The organism is Ideonella benzenivorans (assembly GCF_020387415.1).
Classification (GTDB): domain Bacteria; phylum Pseudomonadota; class Gammaproteobacteria; order Burkholderiales; family Burkholderiaceae_C; genus Ideonella; species Ideonella benzenivorans.
In genome coordinates this window covers 439,278-462,393 of the sequence record NZ_JAGWCB010000007.1, presented here as the reverse complement: position 1 = coordinate 462,393, position 23,116 = coordinate 439,278, and the positions used below count along the sequence as shown (strand labels likewise).

10 protein-coding genes and 1 CRISPR repeat array are annotated in these 23,116 nt (G+C 65.8%); of the genes, 3 read left to right on the top strand and 7 right to left on the bottom strand.

Annotated features, from left to right (window positions below; translation table 11 throughout):
* The first annotated feature begins 4 nt into the window (after positions 1-4).
* Positions 5-2,650, top strand: coding sequence for a winged helix-turn-helix domain-containing protein (locus KGA65_RS05060; RefSeq protein ID WP_225862044.1), 2,646 nt, complete (start codon positions 5-7; stop codon positions 2,648-2,650).
* Between the two features lie 34 nt (positions 2,651-2,684).
* On the opposite strand, the gene KGA65_RS05055 is transcribed toward KGA65_RS05060, so the two are convergent.
* The 7 genes from KGA65_RS05055 to cas1f form a co-directional block, all read right to left on the bottom strand.
* On the bottom strand, positions 2,685-2,912 hold the full coding sequence (locus KGA65_RS05055) for a CYTH domain-containing protein (protein WP_225862043.1): 228 nt from the start codon (positions 2,910-2,912) through the stop codon (positions 2,685-2,687).
* Between the two features lie 59 nt (positions 2,913-2,971).
* A CRISPR array of direct repeats spans positions 2,972-12,072; the repeat unit is 28 nt; unit sequence TTTCTGAGCTGCCTGTGCGGCAGTGAAC.
* A 131-nt stretch (positions 12,073-12,203) separates the two neighbouring features.
* The gene (gene cas6f / locus KGA65_RS05050) at positions 12,204-12,767 is read right to left on the bottom strand and encodes a type I-F CRISPR-associated endoribonuclease Cas6/Csy4 (RefSeq protein WP_225862042.1); all 564 of its coding nucleotides are present in this window, start codon (positions 12,765-12,767) and stop codon (positions 12,204-12,206) included.
* A 7-nt stretch (positions 12,768-12,774) separates the two neighbouring features.
* Positions 12,775-13,815, bottom strand: coding sequence for a type I-F CRISPR-associated protein Csy3 (gene csy3 / locus KGA65_RS05045; RefSeq protein ID WP_225862041.1), 1,041 nt, complete (start codon positions 13,813-13,815; stop codon positions 12,775-12,777).
* Positions 13,816-13,832: 17 nt separating this feature from the next.
* Positions 13,833-14,858 (bottom strand): type I-F CRISPR-associated protein Csy2, encoded by a 1,026-nt coding sequence (csy2, locus tag KGA65_RS05040; protein ID WP_225862040.1) that lies wholly within the window; start codon positions 14,856-14,858, stop codon positions 13,833-13,835.
* Positions 14,855-16,078: a type I-F CRISPR-associated protein Csy1 gene (gene csy1, locus KGA65_RS05035; protein ID WP_225862039.1), complete on the bottom strand. Its 1,224-nt coding sequence runs from the start codon at positions 16,076-16,078 to the stop codon at positions 14,855-14,857. Before csy1 ends, csy2 begins: the two co-directional genes overlap by 4 nt.
* Before the next feature lie 491 nt (positions 16,079-16,569).
* Complete coding sequence (gene cas3f / locus KGA65_RS05030; protein WP_225862038.1) at positions 16,570-19,986, bottom strand: type I-F CRISPR-associated helicase Cas3f; 3,417 nt, start codon at positions 19,984-19,986, stop codon at positions 16,570-16,572.
* Positions 19,983-20,996 (bottom strand): type I-F CRISPR-associated endonuclease Cas1f, encoded by a 1,014-nt coding sequence (cas1f, locus tag KGA65_RS05025; protein WP_225862037.1) that lies wholly within the window; start codon positions 20,994-20,996, stop codon positions 19,983-19,985. The genes cas3f and cas1f overlap by 4 nt, the downstream gene beginning before the upstream one ends.
* Positions 20,997-21,270: 274 nt before the next feature.
* On the opposite strand from cas1f, the gene KGA65_RS05020 reads away from it, so the two are divergent.
* Positions 21,271-21,828, top strand: coding sequence for a hemerythrin domain-containing protein (locus KGA65_RS05020; RefSeq protein ID WP_225862036.1), 558 nt, complete (start codon positions 21,271-21,273; stop codon positions 21,826-21,828).
* Between the two features lie 246 nt (positions 21,829-22,074).
* Positions 22,075-23,076, top strand: a complete 1,002-nt coding sequence (locus KGA65_RS05015) for an acyl-CoA thioesterase (protein ID WP_225862035.1) — start codon at positions 22,075-22,077, stop codon at positions 23,074-23,076.
* Positions 23,077-23,116: the final 40 nt, after the last annotated feature.

Here is a 23,116-nt window from a genome sequence, read left to right as displayed (position 1 = left end):
CAGATTGCCAACCCTGCCCATGGACATCCGCAGCCCGTCAGCGCACTCCGGCAAATACCGCATCCCGCGCGCACGGCGGGACGCGGTGTCCCGCCCCGCCCTGTTGGCCCGTGTGCTGACGCAGGCCGACGACGCCCGCTTGGTGCTGGTACAGGCGCCGGCCGGCTTTGGCAAGACGACGCTGCTGGTGCAGCTCAGCGCCGCCCTGGCCGCCGCCCCCGGGGCTGAGGTGGTCTGGGTGTCCCTCGACGCCGAGGACAACGACGCCAACCGCCTGTTCGCCGCGCTGCTGGGCGCCCTGGCGGCGCTGGACCTGCCCTGGGCGGTGCCGCCCGCCACGGTGCTGGCCCAGCTGCAGGACGCCAGCCCGGCCTCGCGCACCGCGCTGGGCCCGCTGATCGACGCCCTGGGGGCGCGGCCCGAGGCCCGCATCACCCTGGTGCTGGACGATCTCCACCACATCACCGATGCGGCCGCGCTGCAGCTGCTGGACACCCTGATCGCCCGCGCGCCGCCGGAGCTGTGCCTCTACATCGGCAGCCGCGTCACGCCGCCGCTGTCCCTGGCCCGCTGGCGGGCCGGCGGCGAGCTGGTGGAGCTGGGCTTCGAGGACCTGCAGTTCGACCTGGACGCGGCCCAGGCGCTGTGCCGGCTGCGCGGGCTGGAAGCCCCCCCCGACGACGCGCTGCAAGCCGCGCTCGCACGCACCCACGGCTGGGTGGCCGGCCTGCACCTGATGCTGGGCAGCGCGCAGCGCCGCGCCGGACTGCCCGCCCAGCTCGGGCCGGCCGCCCACCGCCATCTGTTCGACTATTTTGCCCAGGAGGTACTGGCCGAGCTGCCAGCGCCGCTGCAGCAGTTCGTGCTGCACAGCAGCGTGCTGCCCGAGCTCAGCCCGGCGCTGTGCCAGGCCATCACCGGGCGGACCGATGCCACGACCGTGCTGGACGACCTCTTTGGCCGTCAGCTCTTTCTGAGCGCGCTGGACGAGGCCGTGCCGGTGCTGCGCTTCCACGACCTGTTCCGGGACTTTCTGCGCGGCGAGCTGGAACGCCGCGAACCCGGGCTGGCGGCGTCATTGCATGCCCGCGCCGCCGCGGCCGAGACACGCGCCGAGCGGGCCGTGCCCCACTGGCTGGCCGCCGGGCGCTGGGCCGACGCGCTGACCGCGCTGCGCCAGATGGCCGACGGGCTGCTGGCCGTCGGCGGCACCCACCGCCTGGAACGCTGGCTGGAACAGCTGCCGCCGGACTGGCGCGAATCGCAGGCCGACGCGGCCTTTCTGCGCGCCCTGTGCGCCTGGTCGCGCTGGGACTGGGTGCACGCCCGCGACGAATTCCAGCGCAGCCACGACGTCTTTGCACAGCGGGGCCAGGAACGCGACCGCCTGGTCGCGCTGGGCCTGCTGGGCGCTTGCCACAACGCCCTGGGCGAGCTGGAGCGGGCCGAGGCCGTGCTCTGCGCCGCCGCCGATGCGGACTTGCCACCGGCGCTGCAGGTGGCCTTCGACTCGCTGCGCGCCTGGAACGGCATGGCCCGGGGCGACCCCACCGCCGTGCTGGCCGGCCTGGCCGCGATGGCGGACAACGCCGCGCAGGCGCCGGGGACCCGCTATCCCAACATCGTGGACATGAGCTATGGCCACTTCACCGGCCTGCCCGGCACGCGGCCGCTGATGGAGCGGCTGCGCCAGCTGTGCCACAACCCGCAGTTCGGCGAGGTGCAGGTGCCGGCCCTGGACGCCTGGCTGGCCTTCTGGCACGGTGAGCCCGAACCTGCCCGCGAGGCCTTGCAGGCCCTGCTGCAGCGGCAACGCCACCTGCCCGGCGACGTGATGCTGGGCATCAGCGCGCTGCACCTGCACAGCCTGCACCTGGCCGCGCAGGACCACTGCGCCGAGGCGCTGGCGGTCATCGCCCAGGTGCCCGGTCTCATGACCCCCGGCTACAGCCGTGGCTGGCGGCGCACCTATGCCCACGCCCAGGCCCGCATCCACTGGCGGGCCGAGGATGCCGAAGGGCTGGCGGCGCTGCTGCCCGAACTGGCCCAGCCGCGCTCCGCCCGCGAATGGCCGCTGCTGGACACCGGAGCGGCCCTGGTGCAGGGGCAACACGCGCTACTGCGCGGCGATCTGACAACGGCGCGGGTGCTGCTGGAGCGCGCGGCCCTGTTGCAGCGCAGCGGACGCCTGCCGGCCTTCATGGGCGACGCGCGCTTTGCCCTGGCCACCTGCCGTGCCGGACAAGGCGAGCTGGACGCCGCCGCCGCCGCGCTGGACGAAGTGCTGGCCGAGAGCATCCAGGACCAGGGCCTGGGCCTGCTGTTGGAGCCCCCCGGCCGGCTGCAGGCGCTGTGGCAGACGCTGGAGCCCCGCCTGCGCTGCCCCCCAGCGGCACAGATACAACTGCGCCGCCGCCTGGCCGCCTGGCAGAACGGCGACCTGCCGGCCCAGGCCGCGCCGCCGGACGACCCGCTCTCCAGCCGCGAACGCGAGGTGCTGGCCCTGCTGGCCGAGGGCCAGAGCAACAAGCTCATCGCCCGCGCGCTGGGCCTCAGCCTGCACACCGTCAAACGCCATGTGGCCAACATCCTGACCAAGCTGGCCCTGGACAGCCGAACCCAGGCGGCGGCCTATTGGCATCGGCGCTGAGCGGGCTGCGCCATCAGCGCGTGGGCCTGGGTCATCACCGCACGCAGGGACGCCGACGCATTGGTGGGCGACAACAGGTAGAAGGACATCTTGGGCCCGTCCCATCGGCGAACTCGCGCAGCTTGAGCCGCCCGGCTTCGCAGCGGGGAAAGGTGTCGTCCTGCGCAATGGCGGTGGAACCGCTGGTAGCGATGGCGGCCGTTCGCGCGGCCAGGGTCTTCAGATCATCGACCCGGGCCTTGATTTCGATGTTGCGGGGCATGGAACGTGTCTGACCCCGGGGCGATTCATCGTGTTGGGCATGCTCAAGCTCATCGGCATTTTCTGAGCTGCCTGTGCGGCAGTGAACCTGCCCGTCGACTTGCGCCCGGTGATCTCGATTTTCTGAGCTGCCTGTGCGGCAGTGAACATGAACGAGATGCGAACCCGTCTGGAATGGACTTTCTGAGCTGCCTGTGCGGCAGTGAACCTGGCCCTCGCAGTTGCAATGTCGAAGGACTTTTTCTGAGCTGCCTGTGCGGCAGTGAACCCATCGGCGCGCGTCGGCCTCCACGGGAGCGATTTCTGAGCTGCCTGTGCGGCAGTGAACTTGCGGCCTTCGGTAACGCCCTGAGCGCGAAATTTCTGAGCTGCCTGTGCGGCAGTGAACACGTTCCCATTTTTCACGCGCGAGCTTTGACTTTTCTGAGCTGCCTGTGCGGCAGTGAACCCCGAACTGAGGGCCCGCGCGTTGCAATCGCTTTTCTGAGCTGCCTGTGCGGCAGTGAACGTCGCGTCGATGGCGATGTGCTGCACGTTGTATTTCTGAGCTGCCTGTGCGGCAGTGAACCTGACCTGCAGAGGTTGCAGGATCACCAGGCGTTTCTGAGCTGCCTGTGCGGCAGTGAACGTGGGTAAGCCTGCTGCCTGGCTACGCGCTGCTTTCTGAGCTGCCTGTGCGGCAGTGAACTCTTTGGGCTGGATCATGGGCGGCTCGCGTTATTTCTGAGCTGCCTGTGCGGCAGTGAACTCTTTGGGCTGGATCATGGGCGGCTCGCGTTATTTCTGAGCTGCCTGTGCGGCAGTGAACGGCAACGACGGCTTCACGATGCGCCCACACTTTTTCTGAGCTGCCTGTGCGGCAGTGAACGGTGTTGATCTCTTGGACGCGAGTGCCGTGGTTTTCTGAGCTGCCTGTGCGGCAGTGAACGCCGTGGTGGCCATGCCCACCAACCTGTGGGATTTCTGAGCTGCCTGTGCGGCAGTGAACGGCGTGGCCGGGCGCCAGCTCGACTACGTCACCTTTCTGAGCTGCCTGTGCGGCAGTGAACACGGTGGCCGTTCCCGAGCTCGTGAACCGTGATTTCTGAGCTGCCTGTGCGGCAGTGAACACCGATGCAGAGCACTGAGGACACATGAACATTTTCTGAGCTGCCTGTGCGGCAGTGAACGAAGCCGTCGAGATGCTTCAGCCAGTCGTACATTTCTGAGCTGCCTGTGCGGCAGTGAACATAAGGTTTTCAAGTCCCCCGACCTGCTGGGCTTTTCTGAGCTGCCTGTGCGGCAGTGAACGAAATGGCCCAGCCCACGGCCGACATCGACGTTTTCTGAGCTGCCTGTGCGGCAGTGAACTTGTAAAGAGTCCCGGTCTGAGATTGAGACGCTTTCTGAGCTGCCTGTGCGGCAGTGAACAGCCAGCGGTCGGCCTCGCGCACCTCGCCTGTTTTCTGAGCTGCCTGTGCGGCAGTGAACCATCGGTCCGAGGCCCTGCGCCTTCACTCGGTTTTCTGAGCTGCCTGTGCGGCAGTGAACTTCAGCGAACCTACGGCGCCTTGGCCTCTCGTTTTCTGAGCTGCCTGTGCGGCAGTGAACGCGAGCCTGAACGCCACAGCCGCGCCCAGAAATTTCTGAGCTGCCTGTGCGGCAGTGAACTCGCTATGTGGGTGCTCTTGATGTTCTTCTTCTTTCTGAGCTGCCTGTGCGGCAGTGAACGAATTCGGCCTGCTTGGTCTGCCGGCGTCAGCTTTCTGAGCTGCCTGTGCGGCAGTGAACGCCCGTTCTTTGGCGAATTGGTCCGGCACTCATTTCTGAGCTGCCTGTGCGGCAGTGAACTTCACCCTGCTGCCTCGCGGCGACATCAACAATTTCTGAGCTGCCTGTGCGGCAGTGAACGACTGGGAGGTGCTGCGGCTGTCGGTCTGGAATTTCTGAGCTGCCTGTGCGGCAGTGAACGTGTCGAGGGTGACGGTGGCGGTGTCGTTCATTTTCTGAGCTGCCTGTGCGGCAGTGAACAAGGCTAGAAGTTGTATTGGGTCTTTGAAAGATTTCTGAGCTGCCTGTGCGGCAGTGAACGTTCCGAAATCGCGCATCTCGGAATGGAAAAACTTTCTGAGCTGCCTGTGCGGCAGTGAACGTGCTGCTGCAGAACCAGCGCGACGGCAAGACTTTCTGAGCTGCCTGTGCGGCAGTGAACCGACGGCACGGTGCAGGACCTGACGATCACGTTTTCTGAGCTGCCTGTGCGGCAGTGAACGCCACCGGCCGGTGGGCTGCTTGAGGTCCAGCTTTCTGAGCTGCCTGTGCGGCAGTGAACCTGTTCCAAGACCTCGCCGCCGTTCGCTACAATTTCTGAGCTGCCTGTGCGGCAGTGAACGTCACGATCTCCGGCGGCACCCTGGCGCTGGATTTCTGAGCTGCCTGTGCGGCAGTGAACTGCGACGGGCAGAAGCTCTACCGGGCGTCGATTTTCTGAGCTGCCTGTGCGGCAGTGAACAAAACAGGAAACGGCTTGAACGACTTTTACTTTTTCTGAGCTGCCTGTGCGGCAGTGAACCCTGAACAGGTCGCCATGATGGCCGCACAGCTTTTCTGAGCTGCCTGTGCGGCAGTGAACGCTCAGTGCGCTGGTTGTCGAATCGTCATTCTTTTCTGAGCTGCCTGTGCGGCAGTGAACGACCAGCCGCGGGAGGCCCGCATTCTGGGTATTTTCTGAGCTGCCTGTGCGGCAGTGAACAGTACCGGCAGCGTCCGAGCCCGCCAGCCGGTTTTCTGAGCTGCCTGTGCGGCAGTGAACGTGCTGACGGCCGATGCTGGCCTGACCGCACTTTTCTGAGCTGCCTGTGCGGCAGTGAACGGGGACTGACACGCGGACAGTGCCAGCGCGCATTTCTGAGCTGCCTGTGCGGCAGTGAACGTTGCCGCTGCCTGGGGTCACCTTGTCATGGTTTTCTGAGCTGCCTGTGCGGCAGTGAACTACCGAGCGGCAGTCGGCGCCAAGATGTACCTTTTCTGAGCTGCCTGTGCGGCAGTGAACCCATTCGGGTCGATGTAGCCCTGGAGCGCGCCTTTCTGAGCTGCCTGTGCGGCAGTGAACCGCAGCACCGTGCCGGTCTCCACGCCCATGTCTTTCTGAGCTGCCTGTGCGGCAGTGAACCCAACGCCACGTCCGTTTCGATGCCCTGGTTGTTTCTGAGCTGCCTGTGCGGCAGTGAACGCGGCGCCAACCTGCGCGACGCCAACCTGAGCTTTCTGAGCTGCCTGTGCGGCAGTGAACTTGTAGGCGTGGGACGCAATGCAGTCATAGGTTTTCTGAGCTGCCTGTGCGGCAGTGAACATCGACTACGACTACACGCCGCTTCCCCCGCTTTTCTGAGCTGCCTGTGCGGCAGTGAACTCAAGGTCGCCGGCAACAACCGCAGCGCACATTTTCTGAGCTGCCTGTGCGGCAGTGAACGACCTGGCAGAGCTGATCGAAGGGGTCGCCCTTTTCTGAGCTGCCTGTGCGGCAGTGAACAGGAGATGCTGCGGCCGCGCTGCGCGGTCGACTTTCTGAGCTGCCTGTGCGGCAGTGAACTGCAGCGCTGTGCGGGTCGTGGCCAGGGTGTGTTTCTGAGCTGCCTGTGCGGCAGTGAACTCAGCCCCTGCGCCTGCTTCGCCTGGCGTGCCTTTTCTGAGCTGCCTGTGCGGCAGTGAACTCAGGTCAGTCACGAGTTACACGCCTGGGAACTTTTCTGAGCTGCCTGTGCGGCAGTGAACGCGGTGGATTGCGCTGGCCTGGTCATCTGCGTTTTCTGAGCTGCCTGTGCGGCAGTGAACGCCACCGGCCGGTGGGCTGCTTGAGGTCCAGCTTTCTGAGCTGCCTGTGCGGCAGTGAACACCTGGCCGGACCAGATCGCCGGCTGCTGGCATTTCTGAGCTGCCTGTGCGGCAGTGAACGCCACCTCCACGTTGGAGAACATCCAGGTGGTTTTCTGAGCTGCCTGTGCGGCAGTGAACTGGGCCCGCGAGGTGCCCGCGCTGCTGCATGTTTTCTGAGCTGCCTGTGCGGCAGTGAACAACATCCGCATCGACTTTGACCGGCGTGTGCTTTTCTGAGCTGCCTGTGCGGCAGTGAACCCAGGTCTGGGCGCAGGCATAGAGAGATTCCATTTCTGAGCTGCCTGTGCGGCAGTGAACACGGTCTGCGCGGCCTCATCGGTGGTCTTGGTTTTCTGAGCTGCCTGTGCGGCAGTGAACGAGGCGAGGAAGGCCCAGGAGGAGGCAGCGAATTTCTGAGCTGCCTGTGCGGCAGTGAACGCGGCTGGTGCCCGTGTGGGACGGCGCCAATTTTTCTGAGCTGCCTGTGCGGCAGTGAACGTGTCGAGGGTGACGGTGGCGGTGTCGTTCATTTTCTGAGCTGCCTGTGCGGCAGTGAACTCCAACCCGATGGACTTGGTCTATAGCCTGCTTTTCTGAGCTGCCTGTGCGGCAGTGAACGCTTTGCGCATCACCTGGCCCAGGTCCAGGTATTTCTGAGCTGCCTGTGCGGCAGTGAACGATGGAATCCGCACCGGCATAGCTCCATCAAATTTCTGAGCTGCCTGTGCGGCAGTGAACCCTATCCCCCCACCACGACCCCCACCCCGAAATTTCTGAGCTGCCTGTGCGGCAGTGAACTCGCCGGCTGCATGCCCAGCGGGTTTCATGGTTTTCTGAGCTGCCTGTGCGGCAGTGAACGGTCCGTGCGTCGTGTCCCAGAACACCAGCGCTTTCTGAGCTGCCTGTGCGGCAGTGAACGGTGCGCCGGCACGGCGCGGTGTCCAGCCGCTTTTCTGAGCTGCCTGTGCGGCAGTGAACTAGCGCGGCAGCACCAGCAGCCGGTCCTCGGATTTCTGAGCTGCCTGTGCGGCAGTGAACTCGATGTCCGGCGTGGCTGTTGCCCATGCCCATTTCTGAGCTGCCTGTGCGGCAGTGAACTCCGCGGTTGAGCTGCCCGGCGGCCAGCAGGTTTTCTGAGCTGCCTGTGCGGCAGTGAACCTGGTGCCTCTGCGCCTGGTGCGTCCTCGCCTTTTCTGAGCTGCCTGTGCGGCAGTGAACCCCGCCGGCGGCCACAACCACGCCATCTCCATCTTTCTGAGCTGCCTGTGCGGCAGTGAACGTCGACCTGGTCGAGATCGACATGGTCAACATTTTCTGAGCTGCCTGTGCGGCAGTGAACTTCAGCTGGTCGACCTGGGCGCGGTACTGGTCTTTCTGAGCTGCCTGTGCGGCAGTGAACGCCCCGCGCAGCTTGGCCAAGTCGGCGGCGATTTTCTGAGCTGCCTGTGCGGCAGTGAACGATGCGCCCAAGCGCCGTGGCCGACCCCGCAATTTCTGAGCTGCCTGTGCGGCAGTGAACGCCTGGAGCACGCCCGCCGGCGTGCTGGGCGTTTTCTGAGCTGCCTGTGCGGCAGTGAACCCGAAGGCCCGGAGATGTTTTCTCGTGTGCCTTTTCTGAGCTGCCTGTGCGGCAGTGAACATGTGCCTGAGCTGGCAGGCTGCTGGACGCAATTTCTGAGCTGCCTGTGCGGCAGTGAACGGCGCAGAGAAGATCAAGCTCGAAAACTTCGATTTCTGAGCTGCCTGTGCGGCAGTGAACGCCGGCAGCATTTCGACGGTGATGCCGCGAGCTTTCTGAGCTGCCTGTGCGGCAGTGAACAGTTCGGCTCGCGCGGGGCCAGTTGCAGGTCCTTTCTGAGCTGCCTGTGCGGCAGTGAACGTTTCACCCACCCAGCCGGCATCGGCCTCGCCTTTCTGAGCTGCCTGTGCGGCAGTGAACGCTTTCAGCGCCGCCCGGTGGTCAGGTCATCATTTCTGAGCTGCCTGTGCGGCAGTGAACCATCCAGGCCGGTGACGTGATAGACGATCGACTTTTCTGAGCTGCCTGTGCGGCAGTGAACACTTGGCAGCTGCGCCGCGAGGTCATCACCAATTTCTGAGCTGCCTGTGCGGCAGTGAACCCCACCAGCGCGAGGTCGTAAGCCGCAAGAACTTTCTGAGCTGCCTGTGCGGCAGTGAACAACGGGTCTACAAGTACCAACTTCCTGAGCTTTTTCTGAGCTGCCTGTGCGGCAGTGAACATGTCCAGTACCTCAAGCGAAAGGACTCATCCTTTCTGAGCTGCCTGTGCGGCAGTGAACGCGGCCATGGCCGCCGGCATTGGCCTGGCTCTTTTCTGAGCTGCCTGTGCGGCAGTGAACCTGTTCCTGTTGGGCGGCGAACCACAGCGTGCTTTTCTGAGCTGCCTGTGCGGCAGTGAACGGCTTCGAAGTTCAGAACGCCGCCGCCGACGCTTTCTGAGCTGCCTGTGCGGCAGTGAACACAAGGTGGCCGACAAGTTCACCCGCGTGGAATTTCTGAGCTGCCTGTGCGGCAGTGAACGACGACGATTCCACGCCGCCCGCACTGGCCGATTTCTGAGCTGCCTGTGCGGCAGTGAACCAGGGCCGGCATGAACTGGTTGTATTCCAGCGTTTCTGAGCTGCCTGTGCGGCAGTGAACTTCGCCACCGACTACTGGACCGGCTACGACGATTTCTGAGCTGCCTGTGCGGCAGTGAACAACTGCTGTTCCAGGGCCAGCAGCTCGCCCTGTTTCTGAGCTGCCTGTGCGGCAGTGAACGTCCCACGTTTCCCCGCGGTCGTTCACGGGCTTTTCTGAGCTGCCTGTGCGGCAGTGAACAAGCAGCTGGCCTCCGATCTCAGCGTGGACAATTTCTGAGCTGCCTGTGCGGCAGTGAACACCGGCCGGCCATGTGCGCCGCGGTGGTCGCTTTTCTGAGCTGCCTGTGCGGCAGTGAACTTTGCTTGATGTGCAAAACGCTGCTGCGGTACTTTCTGAGCTGCCTGTGCGGCAGTGAACCTGGGCCTCAAGGGCGGTCACCTGGGCCTCAATTTCTGAGCTGCCTGTGCGGCAGTGAACGATCCATTCGGGATTGATCTGTTGGGGGGGAATTTCTGAGCTGCCTGTGCGGCAGTGAACGCCCGACGATCGGGGCAACTTCTCCCGCGCCTTTTCTGAGCTGCCTGTGCGGCAGTGAACATCAACCATCCATCCCACTTGTTGTACCCGCCTTTCTGAGCTGCCTGTGCGGCAGTGAACTGCCCTGCATCGCCGTCCTGCGGCGGCCCGGCCTTTCTGAGCTGCCTGTGCGGCAGTGAACGCTCTGGAGAAGAGGGGGCAGGAGCGCCTGCATTTCTGAGCTGCCTGTGCGGCAGTGAACAACAGAAACACGGTGTTGAGCCACTGGCTGGTTTTCTGAGCTGCCTGTGCGGCAGTGAACGGTGTAGCCCTTGCGCTGGAGGAACATCCAGCTTTCTGAGCTGCCTGTGCGGCAGTGAACGATGTGGTCGCGGCGCTGAATCCCGCCTACCAGTTTCTGAGCTGCCTGTGCGGCAGTGAACCACAGCGATGGCGGCCACGCAGCCGGTGAGCATTTCTGAGCTGCCTGTGCGGCAGTGAACATCCCCCGCCACGCGCGGGTGGCCGATGACGTATTTCTGAGCTGCCTGTGCGGCAGTGAACAGCACCATCGAAAACATCAGCGCGCTGGAGATTTTCTGAGCTGCCTGTGCGGCAGTGAACTTTGGCACTGAGGCCGATGGCCTCCAGGGCCTTTTCTGAGCTGCCTGTGCGGCAGTGAACTCGACGCGCTCAACGACGTGTCGGACGCCACATTTCTGAGCTGCCTGTGCGGCAGTGAACCGGGTGGACGGCCAGCGCCTGAGCGACCTGAATTTCTGAGCTGCCTGTGCGGCAGTGAACCACCAGCTGGTTTTCGCCGGCCAGGTCGTGCATTTCTGAGCTGCCTGTGCGGCAGTGAACGGCGAGTTCCATGTGCCCGTGCGGTTCGACATTTTCTGAGCTGCCTGTGCGGCAGTGAACCCCTCTACGAGCTGCGCAGCGCTTGGACCCAGGTTTCTGAGCTGCCTGTGCGGCAGTGAACTCGGCGCGCTGAAGTTGCTGGGCGAGCACCTTTTTCTGAGCTGCCTGTGCGGCAGTGAACCGACCGGCGTGATCATGCTGCGCAGACCCTGGATTTCTGAGCTGCCTGTGCGGCAGTGAACGCCACGGACTGGCCGCGCCTGGATGCCGCGAATTTCTGAGCTGCCTGTGCGGCAGTGAACCTGGCCAGCAGGCCGTCCCAGTAGTTCTGGAATTTCTGAGCTGCCTGTGCGGCAGTGAACGCCGGAGAAGACGGCCAACTACGAGGGCCTCGTTTCTGAGCTGCCTGTGCGGCAGTGAACGACCGTTTCGTCCAGCCAGGCCTTGCCGTCCATTTCTGAGCTGCCTGTGCGGCAGTGAACGCCAGAGATGACCAGCGAGTCGACGCTCTTGATTTCTGAGCTGCCTGTGCGGCAGTGAACTGGTCGGTGGGCAATGTGCTCCGGTTCAACACTTTCTGAGCTGCCTGTGCGGCAGTGAACGCGGCAGCACCTGGACGGCCACACTGGGGGCTTTTCTGAGCTGCCTGTGCGGCAGTGAACAGAGAGTCCCATTCCGATCAAGGTCCTAATGATTTCTGAGCTGCCTGTGCGGCAGTGAACTGTCATCGTCGTCCGTACCGCCTTCCCACAGTTTTCTGAGCTGCCTGTGCGGCAGTGAACGGTTTGCGATGTAGGGCAAACCTCAATCAACATTTCTGAGCTGCCTGTGCGGCAGTGAACTCCATGCCCGGCCCCTGGTGCGCTGCGTCTCGTTTCTGAGCTGCCTGTGCGGCAGTGAACGACAGCATGTCCCCGTCGGGGCGTATCAATCATTTCTGAGCTGCCTGTGCGGCAGTGAACGCCATGGGGGCACCGGCATAGATGGAGAATTTTTTCTGAGCTGCCTGTGCGGCAGTGAACGGCTACGTCACCGTCTACGTGCTCAGCACTGATTTCTGAGCTGCCTGTGCGGCAGTGAACCACGTCTCCCTGCCTGCGGCGCCAAACAACCATTTCTGAGCTGCCTGTGCGGCAGTGAACGTGAGCTGACCTTGGAACACCGGACCTTGGGCTTTCTGAGCTGCCTGTGCGGCAGTGAACCCAGCCGACAGCCTGCACCACCACGGCCTCACTTTCTGAGCTGCCTGTGCGGCAGTGAACAGGCCATTGCAGGGTAGTCCGGTTGATCTTTATTTCTGAGCTGCCTGTGCGGCAGTGAACTAGGCCGCCCCTGGGCCTAAGTGACTATCGTGCAAAGCCTTTCTACCCCAAGAGGCTCCCTGACCCTTGTGGTGGATCGTCGTGCAAGTGACTGATTTCCAATGACTTGCACTCCTCTTCAGAAAAAAGGGTCAGAACCACGGAATGGTTGCGGTGCTGCTCAGGCCGTAGCTGTTGAAGTTGCCGGCCTGTGTGGCGTCGCAGGGTGGCCCCAGCCGCAGGAAGAGCTTGAAGCGCTGGCCGGTGCTGGCGCTGGCCAAGGTCAGGAAGGGCAACCTCAAGGTCTCTGCGCAGCTGTCAGGCACCCGTTCCTGGGCCTGTTCCGGCGTCAGGTGGTGTCGGCGCATCTGGCGCCGCCGCAGGCGCTCAGGGCTGCTCTTGGCCTGCACACGGCGCAGGGTGCGTTGGAGGGCTTGCGCAGGCACGGGGGCCAGGGGCCGCACATCCACGTGGTCGTGCATGCCTTGAAGCCAGTCGTGTTCCATCAGCCGCGTCAGCTCAGTCGTCGGGCCCATCATCCGCAGGGTGGAGCCCAGGGTGGCGGGCGACTCCCCATAGCCGGGAAAGCTCACCGCGATGTGTTGGCTCTGCGTCAGCGCCAGCCAACGGTGCAGCTTGGCAAAGAGCGCGGCCATCAACTGGTGCGGCGCAAACTCCGGGTCTGGCCGCAGATGGATGTCGATGTAGTGGTGCATGGCCGGCTCACTCCTTGCCCGCGTCGCCGAACACACCGCCGCGGATCAGCGTGGCCATCACGAAGTGCTGCTGTTCCATTGGCGGCACCTTGTCCTTGAGCAGCCAGCCGTCCAGCAGGTTGTAGAAGTCCAGCTTGTCGGTCGGCTTGCGGCAGGCCTTGCCCAACGTGGTCACCGAACCATAGGGTTCGACGGCAATCGGCCCCAGTTCGGCCACGTCGGGGTGCCAGGTGTCGATGGTGCGCAGCGCATTGCCCAGCTTCTGGGAGTGGATGCCGGCCACGCCCAGCACGTGGTACAGCGTCTTGCTCTTCTTGCTGTTGCCCTTGTCCAGAATGAGTTCCTGCGAGGGGTAGACCTCCTGCGCGGCCCCCAGGCGGGCAAAGGCAGTGACCTGCAGCAGCACATGGCTGCTGCCAGCCAGCCCCTGGGCGATCAGCGCGGCCAAGGCGCCCAGCTCCGATTCAGCTGTTGCCGGTGCCGTGAAGTCGCGCAGCGGCAGGCTCAGGGCATCGAACACCCAGGTGCGGGCCGCCTGGCCTTGCACCAGATGGGCGATGTGGACCTCCACCTGCTCCGCCCCCACACGGTTGCGCCACAGGAAGCGCGCGTTGGCCAGGTTGCAGGCGTAGCGACGGGCCAGCTCGGTGAAACCCTGTGCATCGACATAGCCCTTCACCGTGCTCAATAGCTTGGCCTGGTAATCGGCGTTGTTGCAGGCAGACGGTGTGCCCGTGCCGCCCAGCACACGCAAGGTGAAGCTGACCTTCAGCGTGTCGGCATTGGCGGGCAGAGCCGCCACATCCACCGTTTGCAGGTTGGGGTTCTCGATGGCGGCATCCAGCTTGGCCGGGTCCTGGTCCTTGGTCTTGAGCCGGTTGGAGATGGTGCCGCGCACGGACTTCTCGTTGATCGTGACGGGGCCCCAGTCCGCGCTGGTCTGGCGGGTGTCCCAGGGGCCCGCGAAGAACTGTGCGTCAGAGGGGTCCAGCTTGCGCTCGAAGGCGAGCACGGAAGCGGTCTTGAGGGTGGTTTCCTTGGTTGCCATGGTGTTCTCCCTGAAAGTCAGTAGGGGGTGGCCGCGGTGGCCTGGGGGTCAATAAAGCAGCGGTACAAGCCCTGGTCACTAGGCTGCGCCGGGTCGTGGTCGTGTCCGCTTTGCCAGATCAGTTCGCTGAGGCGCTGCAGCCTGTGCGGGCTGATCCATTGGCCGATGGACCACACGGTCTCGACGAATCGAAAAGGCGTGACCATGTCCCGCGCATTGGCCACGCTGCCGGCCGGCAACAGCGGCGAGAGCGCAGTGAAGCCCACGGGGATGGGCACGATCCAACCAGGGCGCGGGTCGGTCACCCAGGCAGCGTGGTCGTCCGGCGTGTCCCCTGCCTGGGCGTCCGCGGTGGGGGCCGCAACGGCCCGGCTGGTCCAGCGGGCCAGATCCAGCCAGGCGTCCAGCGTGCCGGCCCGGGCATCGTGGGTGCGCAGCTCGGCCAACCTCTGCTGCAGCAGGTCGTCGCGCGAGATCAATGCAAAGCCCGGCATCAGACGCCGTGCCAGGCGGCGGAACTGTTCGCGCTGTTCCTGGGGGTCGTCGGGCACCAGGGCCAGCAGGGCTCGCTGCGGGCGACGCGGGCTGGAGGGCAGCGGCGGCATCACGCTGCCACCTGCCAGGCGCATGCTGCCCAACGTCTGCGCAATGTGCCCGGCCAGGGCCTCGCGCTCGGCATCGCCCAGCAGCGCATCCCCCAGTCGCACCTCGAAGACGAGGCTGATGTCCAGATGGACGCGCCCTTCCTCCACGATGGCCGCGGTGCTGCCGTCCTGAAGCACGGGGTTGCGGGTGAGACGGAAGGCCCGCGTGTAGCCGTCCGTCGTCACCTGGGCCTCGAAGCCATGGCACACCACGCCGACGCCCAGCAGGTTGATGCCCGCTTGCGGGCCCAGCCGGCGCTCCAGCGCGGTCATCAGGCCGGTGAAGGCGGTGATGGCCGGGAAACCCCAGGTGAGCGGGCTGGAAATGGCATTGGCGTTTTGCACCCGGATGCGCGGCAGCAGCAGCATGCCGCGGTGGGGCAGATGGGGTTGGCTCACAGCACGCCCTCCCGCTCCATGGCCGTGAACAGCTCGCGGGCCTGCTTGCGCCAATGCAGATACTCGGGGTCACCCATGGGCAGCGGGTCACGCAGCTCGTGGTTGAGCCAGTTGGCAAAGTCCTGTGCCAGGGCATCCATCAGATCAGGCACGGGATCGGCCGTGGCCACGCCCTCGGGGTCCAACCAGGCGCGGTGAGAGGCGGGCAGCTCGCACCGCGGCTCTGCCGTCCAACCAGGCTCCAAGGTCTGCTGCTCGGCGGTGAACAGCATCAGCTCTTCCAGCAGCGCCTCCACCCACTCGTCGCGTTGGGTGCGCGTGGCCAGGTTGCTCGCAGGATCGCCCTCCAGGAAGCGGCGCAGCAGTTGGGTCAGCCGGCGGGCTTCTGGCCGGTGGCGAAAGACCTTGAACAGCGAGACCGTGCCCAACACGGGGCGGACCTCTGCCGAACGCCACACCGGCGGCAGCGAGGCCAGCAGCAGGTTGTCGCCTCGGCGCTCGCTGTTGAGCTGGCTGATGTTCTGGGGTTTGGTGCCGCCCAGCTTCTGAATGGCCAGGTGGGGGTACTCGCGCACAGGCCGCGCGTGCCAATGCCCCGCTTTGCGGGCCTCGCGGGCGGCCTTGGCTTCCTCGCCGAAGCGGTCGTCTTGCAGCGTCTGGTAGACCCGTTGCACCAGCGAGGTGGGGTACAGCGGCGCCAGCAGGTGGTAGCCCGCATCGTCATGCGGATCGTCGCCCACAGGCCAATAGAGCTGCTTGGCCAGCGTGTGCGAGCTGAGGCGGCCCCGTGCTTCGGACAGGCCTGCAAACGCCGCCATCCAACCCGCGGCTTGGGCGGTGTCCTCACTGAGCGCCGCGCCCAGATCCGCGTCGCCTTGTGTCGCCAGGCTCAACAGGCTTTGGCCCTGGTGCATCAGCTTCAGGAACTTGTAGACATCCAACGCGGCGGCATTGCCCACCACGTCAGCGTCAAACGCGTCTCCCAAGGCGTGACTGCCCATTTCATCCAGCGGCGGCAGCGCGCTGGGCTCACGGTACAGGCTGCTGCCCTTGGCGTCCGGGTGGATGGGCTTGAGCGAGTGGGTGACCGCCTGGATCTGCCCGACGCGGCGGGCCGCGTCTTCCAGCCAAACGGCGGGTTGGTACTGCGCCTGCAACTCGGCGCGCTTGGGGTCGTCTTCAGCGAGCTTTTCCAGCTTGGAGTTCAGTCGTTCGGACAAGAAGCCCTGAACCAGCGAACGAAGCTCTGCCTGACGCCCGTTGAGGTGCGTAGACATGAATTTCCCTGAGTTAATTGATGGCACAAGACCGTGCCTAAAATCCCCAGGGCAATGCCCCGGGGATGCTTTGGAAGTGCAGCGGAAGCTGCACTCAGACTCTTATGGTCTGGTGAGTGCTACTCACGTTCATACCCTCCTTGGTCGACATCCTTGCGACCATTGGTGCCTGGCTCTTCAAACCGATGGCGTTGCTCCGAACGCGCAGGGTGGTGGAACACCCTGCGCGTTCACCAATGTATCGCCGATAGATTCATTTATCAACCAGCGAACATAGATCTTCAGAAGTTTTGCAGCAGGAGTCATTGCGTCAGATCATACGGTAAGCTCAGCCCACTGCCGCTAGGCAGCTCAGAAAAGCGACCATTGGTCTACCGAAGTCGCACTTCACTGCCGTACAGGCAGCGGGCCGGCACCTTAGGTGTCGGCCCTCTTCACTCGGAGCGCTTCTTTGCAAAGCCAAGTGCAGGGTGGTAGCGCCACCCATCGGTGCTGTCAGGCACGGCTACCGTGCCAAACCGTTTGGCGCACCGATCGAGGGGCTGATCCAACGCACGGGCCAACTCAGCCAGTGCACTGAGGTAGTCGGTCGTACCCCAGGCCTCGATGCGGTCGCCTCGCACAGCTTCGTTCGGCACGCGATGGTGCAGCGAGCGGTCGATGGGCACATAGAGGCTCTGCCCGCGCTTGGCGCCCTCCATCACCCGGTGCAGCAAGACATCGTCTGCGTCTTCGTCCGGCAGCAGCGCCAAGGTCACGTCAGGCGGGTATGGCTCCTGACGAAAGGGTTGCGCGCGTTGCAGCACAGCGGTGAGCGTGGCGTCCTGCGGGGCAGCGTGCCACCAGGTGCTGGCGTTGAGTTCGGGCATCGGGGGCGTGGCCGCTGCCTGGCTGCGGGCACGGCTCATCAAGCCTCGGGCAGGCGCAGACGTGGGCACGGTGCTGGGCAGCATGCGCTGGCGCAACCGGGCATGCTCCAGATCCACCAGGCGCTGCTGGACCTGCAGTTCTGCGGGCGGCACGATGCGGGGACGGGCATCGATGGCAGCCAGTTCCTCGGGGCGGAGCAAGGTGTGCAGATCGTGGGTGGTCAGGTGGAAGGCCGGCTCGTCGGTCTCAAACCCGGGCTTGCAGAAGGCCGCCCGGCCGGGTTCGCGGAAGTGGCGCAGGTTGTGGTCAAAAACGAGCACGTTGGCGCTGTCCACCGGCTCAGGGCGGTGCCGACGCACGCGGCCGGCCAACTGGATCAGCGAGCGCATGGACGAGGGTTCCACCAACGCCCAGTCGTAGTCGTGGTCCCGGCCCACTTCGGTCACCGGTGAGCCGAGCACGATGAAGAGCTGGTCGGGCTCGGGCGCCGCATCCAGCCGCTGGCGGATGTCCGGCAGCGAGAACACGGCCGATGGGTCCTGCCGAGCCAGGGTGCGGTCAAGTTGCCGTTCGATGGCCGAGCGCACCAGCAGCGGGTGGCGCGAGTGGTAGACGCACAAATGCACCCGGCAGCCTGGCGGTACCGGTTGGCGGAACAGGGCCAGAGCCACCTCGAACAGGGGCTCGATGTTGGCCATCCGAATCAGGCCGAAGCTGACCCGATGCCCACTGACGGGGTCCACGCTGTGGTGCTTCTGGTGCAGGCTGACCGCGGCGGCCAGCAGCGCCGGGGCCCAGGCGGCCGCCAAGGCGGGCAGGTCTTTGGCGCCCGGTGGGGACGGAACGGGGGCCGGCAGCAGTGCGGCACGGCGGCGGGGCTGGGCAGCCAGCTTGGCCAACGCGGCCTGGCGGCGCAGGGCGAATTGGGCATGGGCCTGGGCAAACTGGGCCGGGTCTGGGCAGTCCAGGGCTTGCTGGTCGAACTCGTCCACCCAGGCGCAGCAAACCACCGGTGGGGCATCGGCGCCTCCAGGGCGGGCGCTGCAATTGCGCTGGAAATGGTGGCGGCCAGCGCGGTAGGCCTCGAACAGGCCCTGGATCAACGCTGGCGGCAGCGTGGCCGAAGACAGCAGCACCCGGGCCCCCAACAGACCCGCCCAATGAACCAGGCGCGTGAGGGCCGGCAAGTCGTCCAGGTCGAAGTCGTCGGGCTCGTCCAGCACCAGGTCCCCGCTCATCAGGCGCAGCATGGGGGCGATCTGCCGCCCACCCCGCTGGCTCTCGGTGGCCGGGGTGAGATGGTCGATGGTGCAGACCAACAGCGGTGCCAACAGCAGCTTGCTGACCTCCGGGTCGGCCACAGCCCGACGCAGCAGCGGGTGCTGATCGGTGGCGCCCTCGTACAGCACGTGGCCGTCTTCCTCCAACAGCGCCTGCCCCGAGGCCGACCCCAGCGCCTCGGCTTGCGCCTCGTGAAACTCGAACAGGGCCCGACTGGCCGAGCCCCCGACGCGGATGGCCAGGTCGTCGTCCCCCAGACCGAGCAGGGCGCGAAAGGACTGGCCGGTTTGCAGTGTCAGCGTGCGCAGGCCCAGCGCAAAGGCACAGCGCAGGCCCTGGGAGGGATCGGCCAGTGCATACATGATGCGGGCGTTGGCCAGGGTCTTGCCGCAACCGGTGGAGGCCATGTTGACGAGGAAGGCGCCCTGCTGCTCCGCACGCTCGCGCAGGCCGGCCGCCAGCTCGGCCGACTTGTCCTGCCAGCGATAGCGTTCATCGCGTGTGCGCTGTCTGAGCGTTTTGTGGGCCCCCAGACGGGGCAGGTGCTGAGCCAGCCGAGGCAGAAAGCGCGCCACCTCTGCGCCATGCTGGGCCACGCCCAGCAGGTGCTCGTCGAGCCGTTGGTTGGGGCCACCGCCGGCCAAGGTGTTGGCCCACAAGGGATGGTGGGCGTCCCCGCTCACCCGCTCGGCGCTGTCGCCCTGGAGGCGGGAGTAGTGGTGATCGGCCAGCATCAGGCTGAGCCGGCTCAGATGCATCACGAAGGGGTTGTTCAGCAGTGCCTCCGCAGTCGGGCCGGTGGGCTGTCGGCCCCGCCACTCCAGCAGTCGGCGCGCGATGCGGCTGGCCCGGCGGCGCCAGGCCTCGCTGCGGACCGGCAGGCCATGTGGGAAGCGCCAGTAGGGGGCGAAGTCGGCAGGTTCAGCGCGGTCAAAGGCCTGTTCATTCCAGGCCGGCTGCACCTGCGTGAGCAGGCCACGCAGACGCGACATCTGAAACCCGTCGCCCTGGCCCTTGCCCTGGGGCAGCACCGGCAGGCGGTGGTGGGTGACCACCAACCAGCCCAGGGCCATCGCCAGAGGCGCGTTCTGCAGGGTCTTGAAGGGCGAATCGAAGCCGCCCTGAAGGCCATCGCAGCGCAATTCCCGCAGCCAGCGGGCATCGTCCTCGGGGCCGGGGGTGGCCAGCCGGGCCAGCCAGGTCGCATCGTCGTCCCTGCCGACGAAGGCCTCCAGCAGGCGCAGTGAGACCCACTCGTGGCGGATGAGGTTGGTGCCTTCCAGCTGGCCCTTCAGGCGGGCCTGGAAGGCGTCGATGGCCTTGCCCAGGTCGTGCAGCAGGCCCGCCATGTCGGTCAGCAGGCGGATCAGCTCGCCGCTGTGCCACTGGTCTTCGTCGGCGCTGCGCAGCACGTTGCGTCGGGTGCTGTTGGTGGGGACCGCACCTTGCTCGTTGAAACGGCGTCGGTCGCCGACCACCCACAGCAATTCCGAGTGATCGATGCCGCGGATCCAGTGGCAGGCGACGGCGGTGTTCTTCCGTGCGGTCTTGCGCAGCAGGCGCCGCAGGGTGTCCAGGCCGTCCTGGGTGATGGGGGTCTGCCAGGTGCGGTCACCGCGCCGCTCGGCAAACTGATCCAGGATGCGGCGGGTCTCGGTCAGGGCGCGCTTGTCACACTGGGAAATCAGCAGGACGTTCATGCCGCGGGCCCCTCGTGGGTGGCTGCCGCAGGGCCTTGCGCCAGCCGCCCAAAGGCCTCTGCCGTGGCCTTGACCGTGTCGATCATGAAATCCAGCGCCTCGCTGCGGGTCAGGGCTTCGATGCAGGCCTGGCGGAACTCCTGCTCGCTGTGCCCTTGCATGGCGGAGACAAAGGCCTGCGGCAGGATCACCGCATCCTTGACCAGGTCGGCCACGTCGAAAACCAGCCCCCCGCGCCGGGTCTTGCCGTGCAGCACGGCCAGACCATGGGGCAGACCCAGGACCCAGGTGGCCGTCGCGCCCAGGCCGTAGGCCAGGTAATTGCCATGGTCCAGAAACCGGTTGGCGGCGTCGGTACTGTCGCCGCGCTTGGCGCGGGTGAACTCGCCGTAGCCGGTGGCATGGCTGGCCAGACGGTAGAGCTGCTTGCTCATCCGGGCCTCCTCAGTGAGCAAGGTCATGGTGTCCGGTGCTGCAGCGATGGCGGGCAGCGTGGCCTGGATGGCCGATGCCAAGGCATCCAGGTCGGGCTGGAATCGCTGCGCCTTCAAGCTCTGGCTGCCAGACCAATGCTGCTGAAGGCGCATCAGCCGGGCCTTCTGAAACGCCTTGGCGGCGCCGAGCCGCAGGGCGTCGTCAAACCAGAAGCGCACCCAATGCTGCAGGTAGTCCGTGGGCCGGTACTCGCTTTGGGGCGACATCCAGGCCACCTCCAACGAAGACTCCGTGCCGGCAAACAGCGGTGTCCCGCCGCCACCGCAGAAGCCCAGCATCACACCCGCCTTGGCCAGCTCGCGCACCGCGGCCTGCGTGATGGAGGTGCCGGTCCCCAGCAGCACTGTGGTGGTGTTGGCGATGGGAATGTTCCAGTAGAGCGACTGTGATCCCTGCTCCGTCACGTACTCGACACGCCCGCCATTGACCAGCACCCGGCAGTGTTCGAGGTAGTAGAGATTGGCCCGCTTGGAATGCAGGATGGTCTTGAGTTCGGAGGAGGCGATCTGTTCCATGAAACACCCTGTTGCTTCCAATGCATCCTAGGGGCGCAAGGGCTCACAGGGCGAACTGGATGGAAGTCCATAGTCTCCTGATAGGACGGACGCAGCAGCGGGTGGGCCAGCCAGGCCTGCCCCGGCCCGGGCTGATGGCGGCCGCGCATCTGTCGGCCACACTGTGGGTGCTTGTTTTCGGGGTCTGCCTGGCCCGTTATGCTGGCATCCTGACCGACTCGCGGGGTGGATGGCCGCCCCGGCGGACCCAGCGCCCGCCCGACCAGGAGTTCCCATGGCCCGTCTGATGAACATCGCCCTGCCGGGCACGGAACCGGCGGCGGTGGGTTTCGAAACCCCGCTGGCCATGCTGGCCGAATGCCACCGCCGGGTGGAGGACCAGTGCGCCACGCTGCAGCGCCTCGTGCCGCACCTGGCGGCCCATGGCGTGGACCGCGCCGCCGCCGAGGCCGCGGCCGCGGTGCTGCGCTACTTCGACCTGGCCGGCCCCAAGCACCATGCCGACGAGGAAGAGGACCTGTTCCCGGCCCTGTTCGAATCAGTGGCGGGTTCGGACGCGGTCTGCCTGCGCGAACTGACCGAGGCCCTGAAGGCCCAGCACCGCGAGTTCGAGTGGCGCTGGGCGGCCCTGCGTGGCCCGCTGGCCGAGATCGCCGCGGGCCGGGCGGCCCCGCTGGATGCGCCCGCCGTGGCAGCCTTCGGCACGCTCTATGCCGAGCACATCGCCCGCGAGGAAGGCGAATTGCTGCCGCTGGCCCAGCGCCTGTTGGCCGATACGGTGCAGGCCGACATCGGCCGGGCCATGCGCCAGCGCCGTGGCGCGCCCGGCTGAAAACCTGGGCGGCCCCGGGGCTTTCAGAACCAGAGCATCAGGCGGCGCAGCCATTCGGCGGCGCGGTGGGGCTTGGCGCTGTAGAAGTCGCAGTACTGGTACTTCATGGTGTCTCCCAACAGGGGTTGCGTTGTCTGGTGGTACTGTATGGAAATACAGTGTTCTGTGCAAGCACCGCCCCGGCGGATGACGCTTCCTCGCTATGATCTGACGAACGACCGTCCTTTTTTTGAGCCGCAGATCCGGATGTCCACCCCCACGCCGACCGACCCGCGCCCCGCCCTTGCCGGCGCGGCCGGCACCGAGAAATTCAACACCGTCGCGCCCGACCTGGGCAGTGCCGAGGGCTGGGACCGCCAGGGGCTGGTCGAGTTGATGCGCCTGCGCTTTGACACCAGCGGCGCGCTCTACAGCCCGCATGCGGATGTGAACATCAACGGCGCGCTGTTTGGCGGCCAGTTGATCGGCCAGGCGATTGCCGCCGCCAGCCACGGCATCAGCGACCGCTGGGCGCACAGCGTGCAGGTCAGCTTTCTGGCCCCGGGCAAGCCAGGCGAGACCATGCACTACGAGGTCCGCACGCTGATGCAGGGCCGCAGCTTCCAGGTCCAGCAGGTGCTGGGCACGCAGGGCACGCGCACCGTCATCAGCGCCACCGTGTCCTTCCAGACCGACGAGCCCAGCCCTGGCCACCAGCGACCGATGCCCGAGGTGCCGCCGCCGGAAAGCCTGCGCTCGCTGCACGAGGTGGGTGCCGCCTACGCCGACCGCATCCCGGCGGCCGCGGCGCAACGCCTGGGCCTGTCCCGTGCCGCCGAGTTGCGGCTGATCGACCCCGAAGCCTTCCTGTTCCGGCGCGACCCCGAAGCCCGGCTGCGCTTCTGGGTTCGGCTGCAGCGCGACCTGCCGGCCGACCCGGTGCTGCAGCGCGCGGCCATCGGCTACCTGTCGGACTACTGGATGCCGCTGACCCCGCTGATGGCCCACCTGGAGGCCAAGATCGGCACCGGCCTGTACCTGGCCAGCCTGAACCACACGCTGTGGCTGCACCGCGCGCCGCAGGTGGACGACTGGCTGCTGGTGGACGCGCAAAGCCCGTTCAGCGGCAATGCCCGCGGCCTGACCACCGGCCACTTCTACCAGCGCGACGGCACGCTGCTGGCCACCGCCACGCAGGAATGCCTGTTCCGCGGCTGGGTCGAGGACGGCCAGGGCGGCTTCCGGGTGCCGGGCATGCCGGCGCGCTGACGCGCCCGCCAACACGCCGCTGCCCCATGCCGCCCAGTCC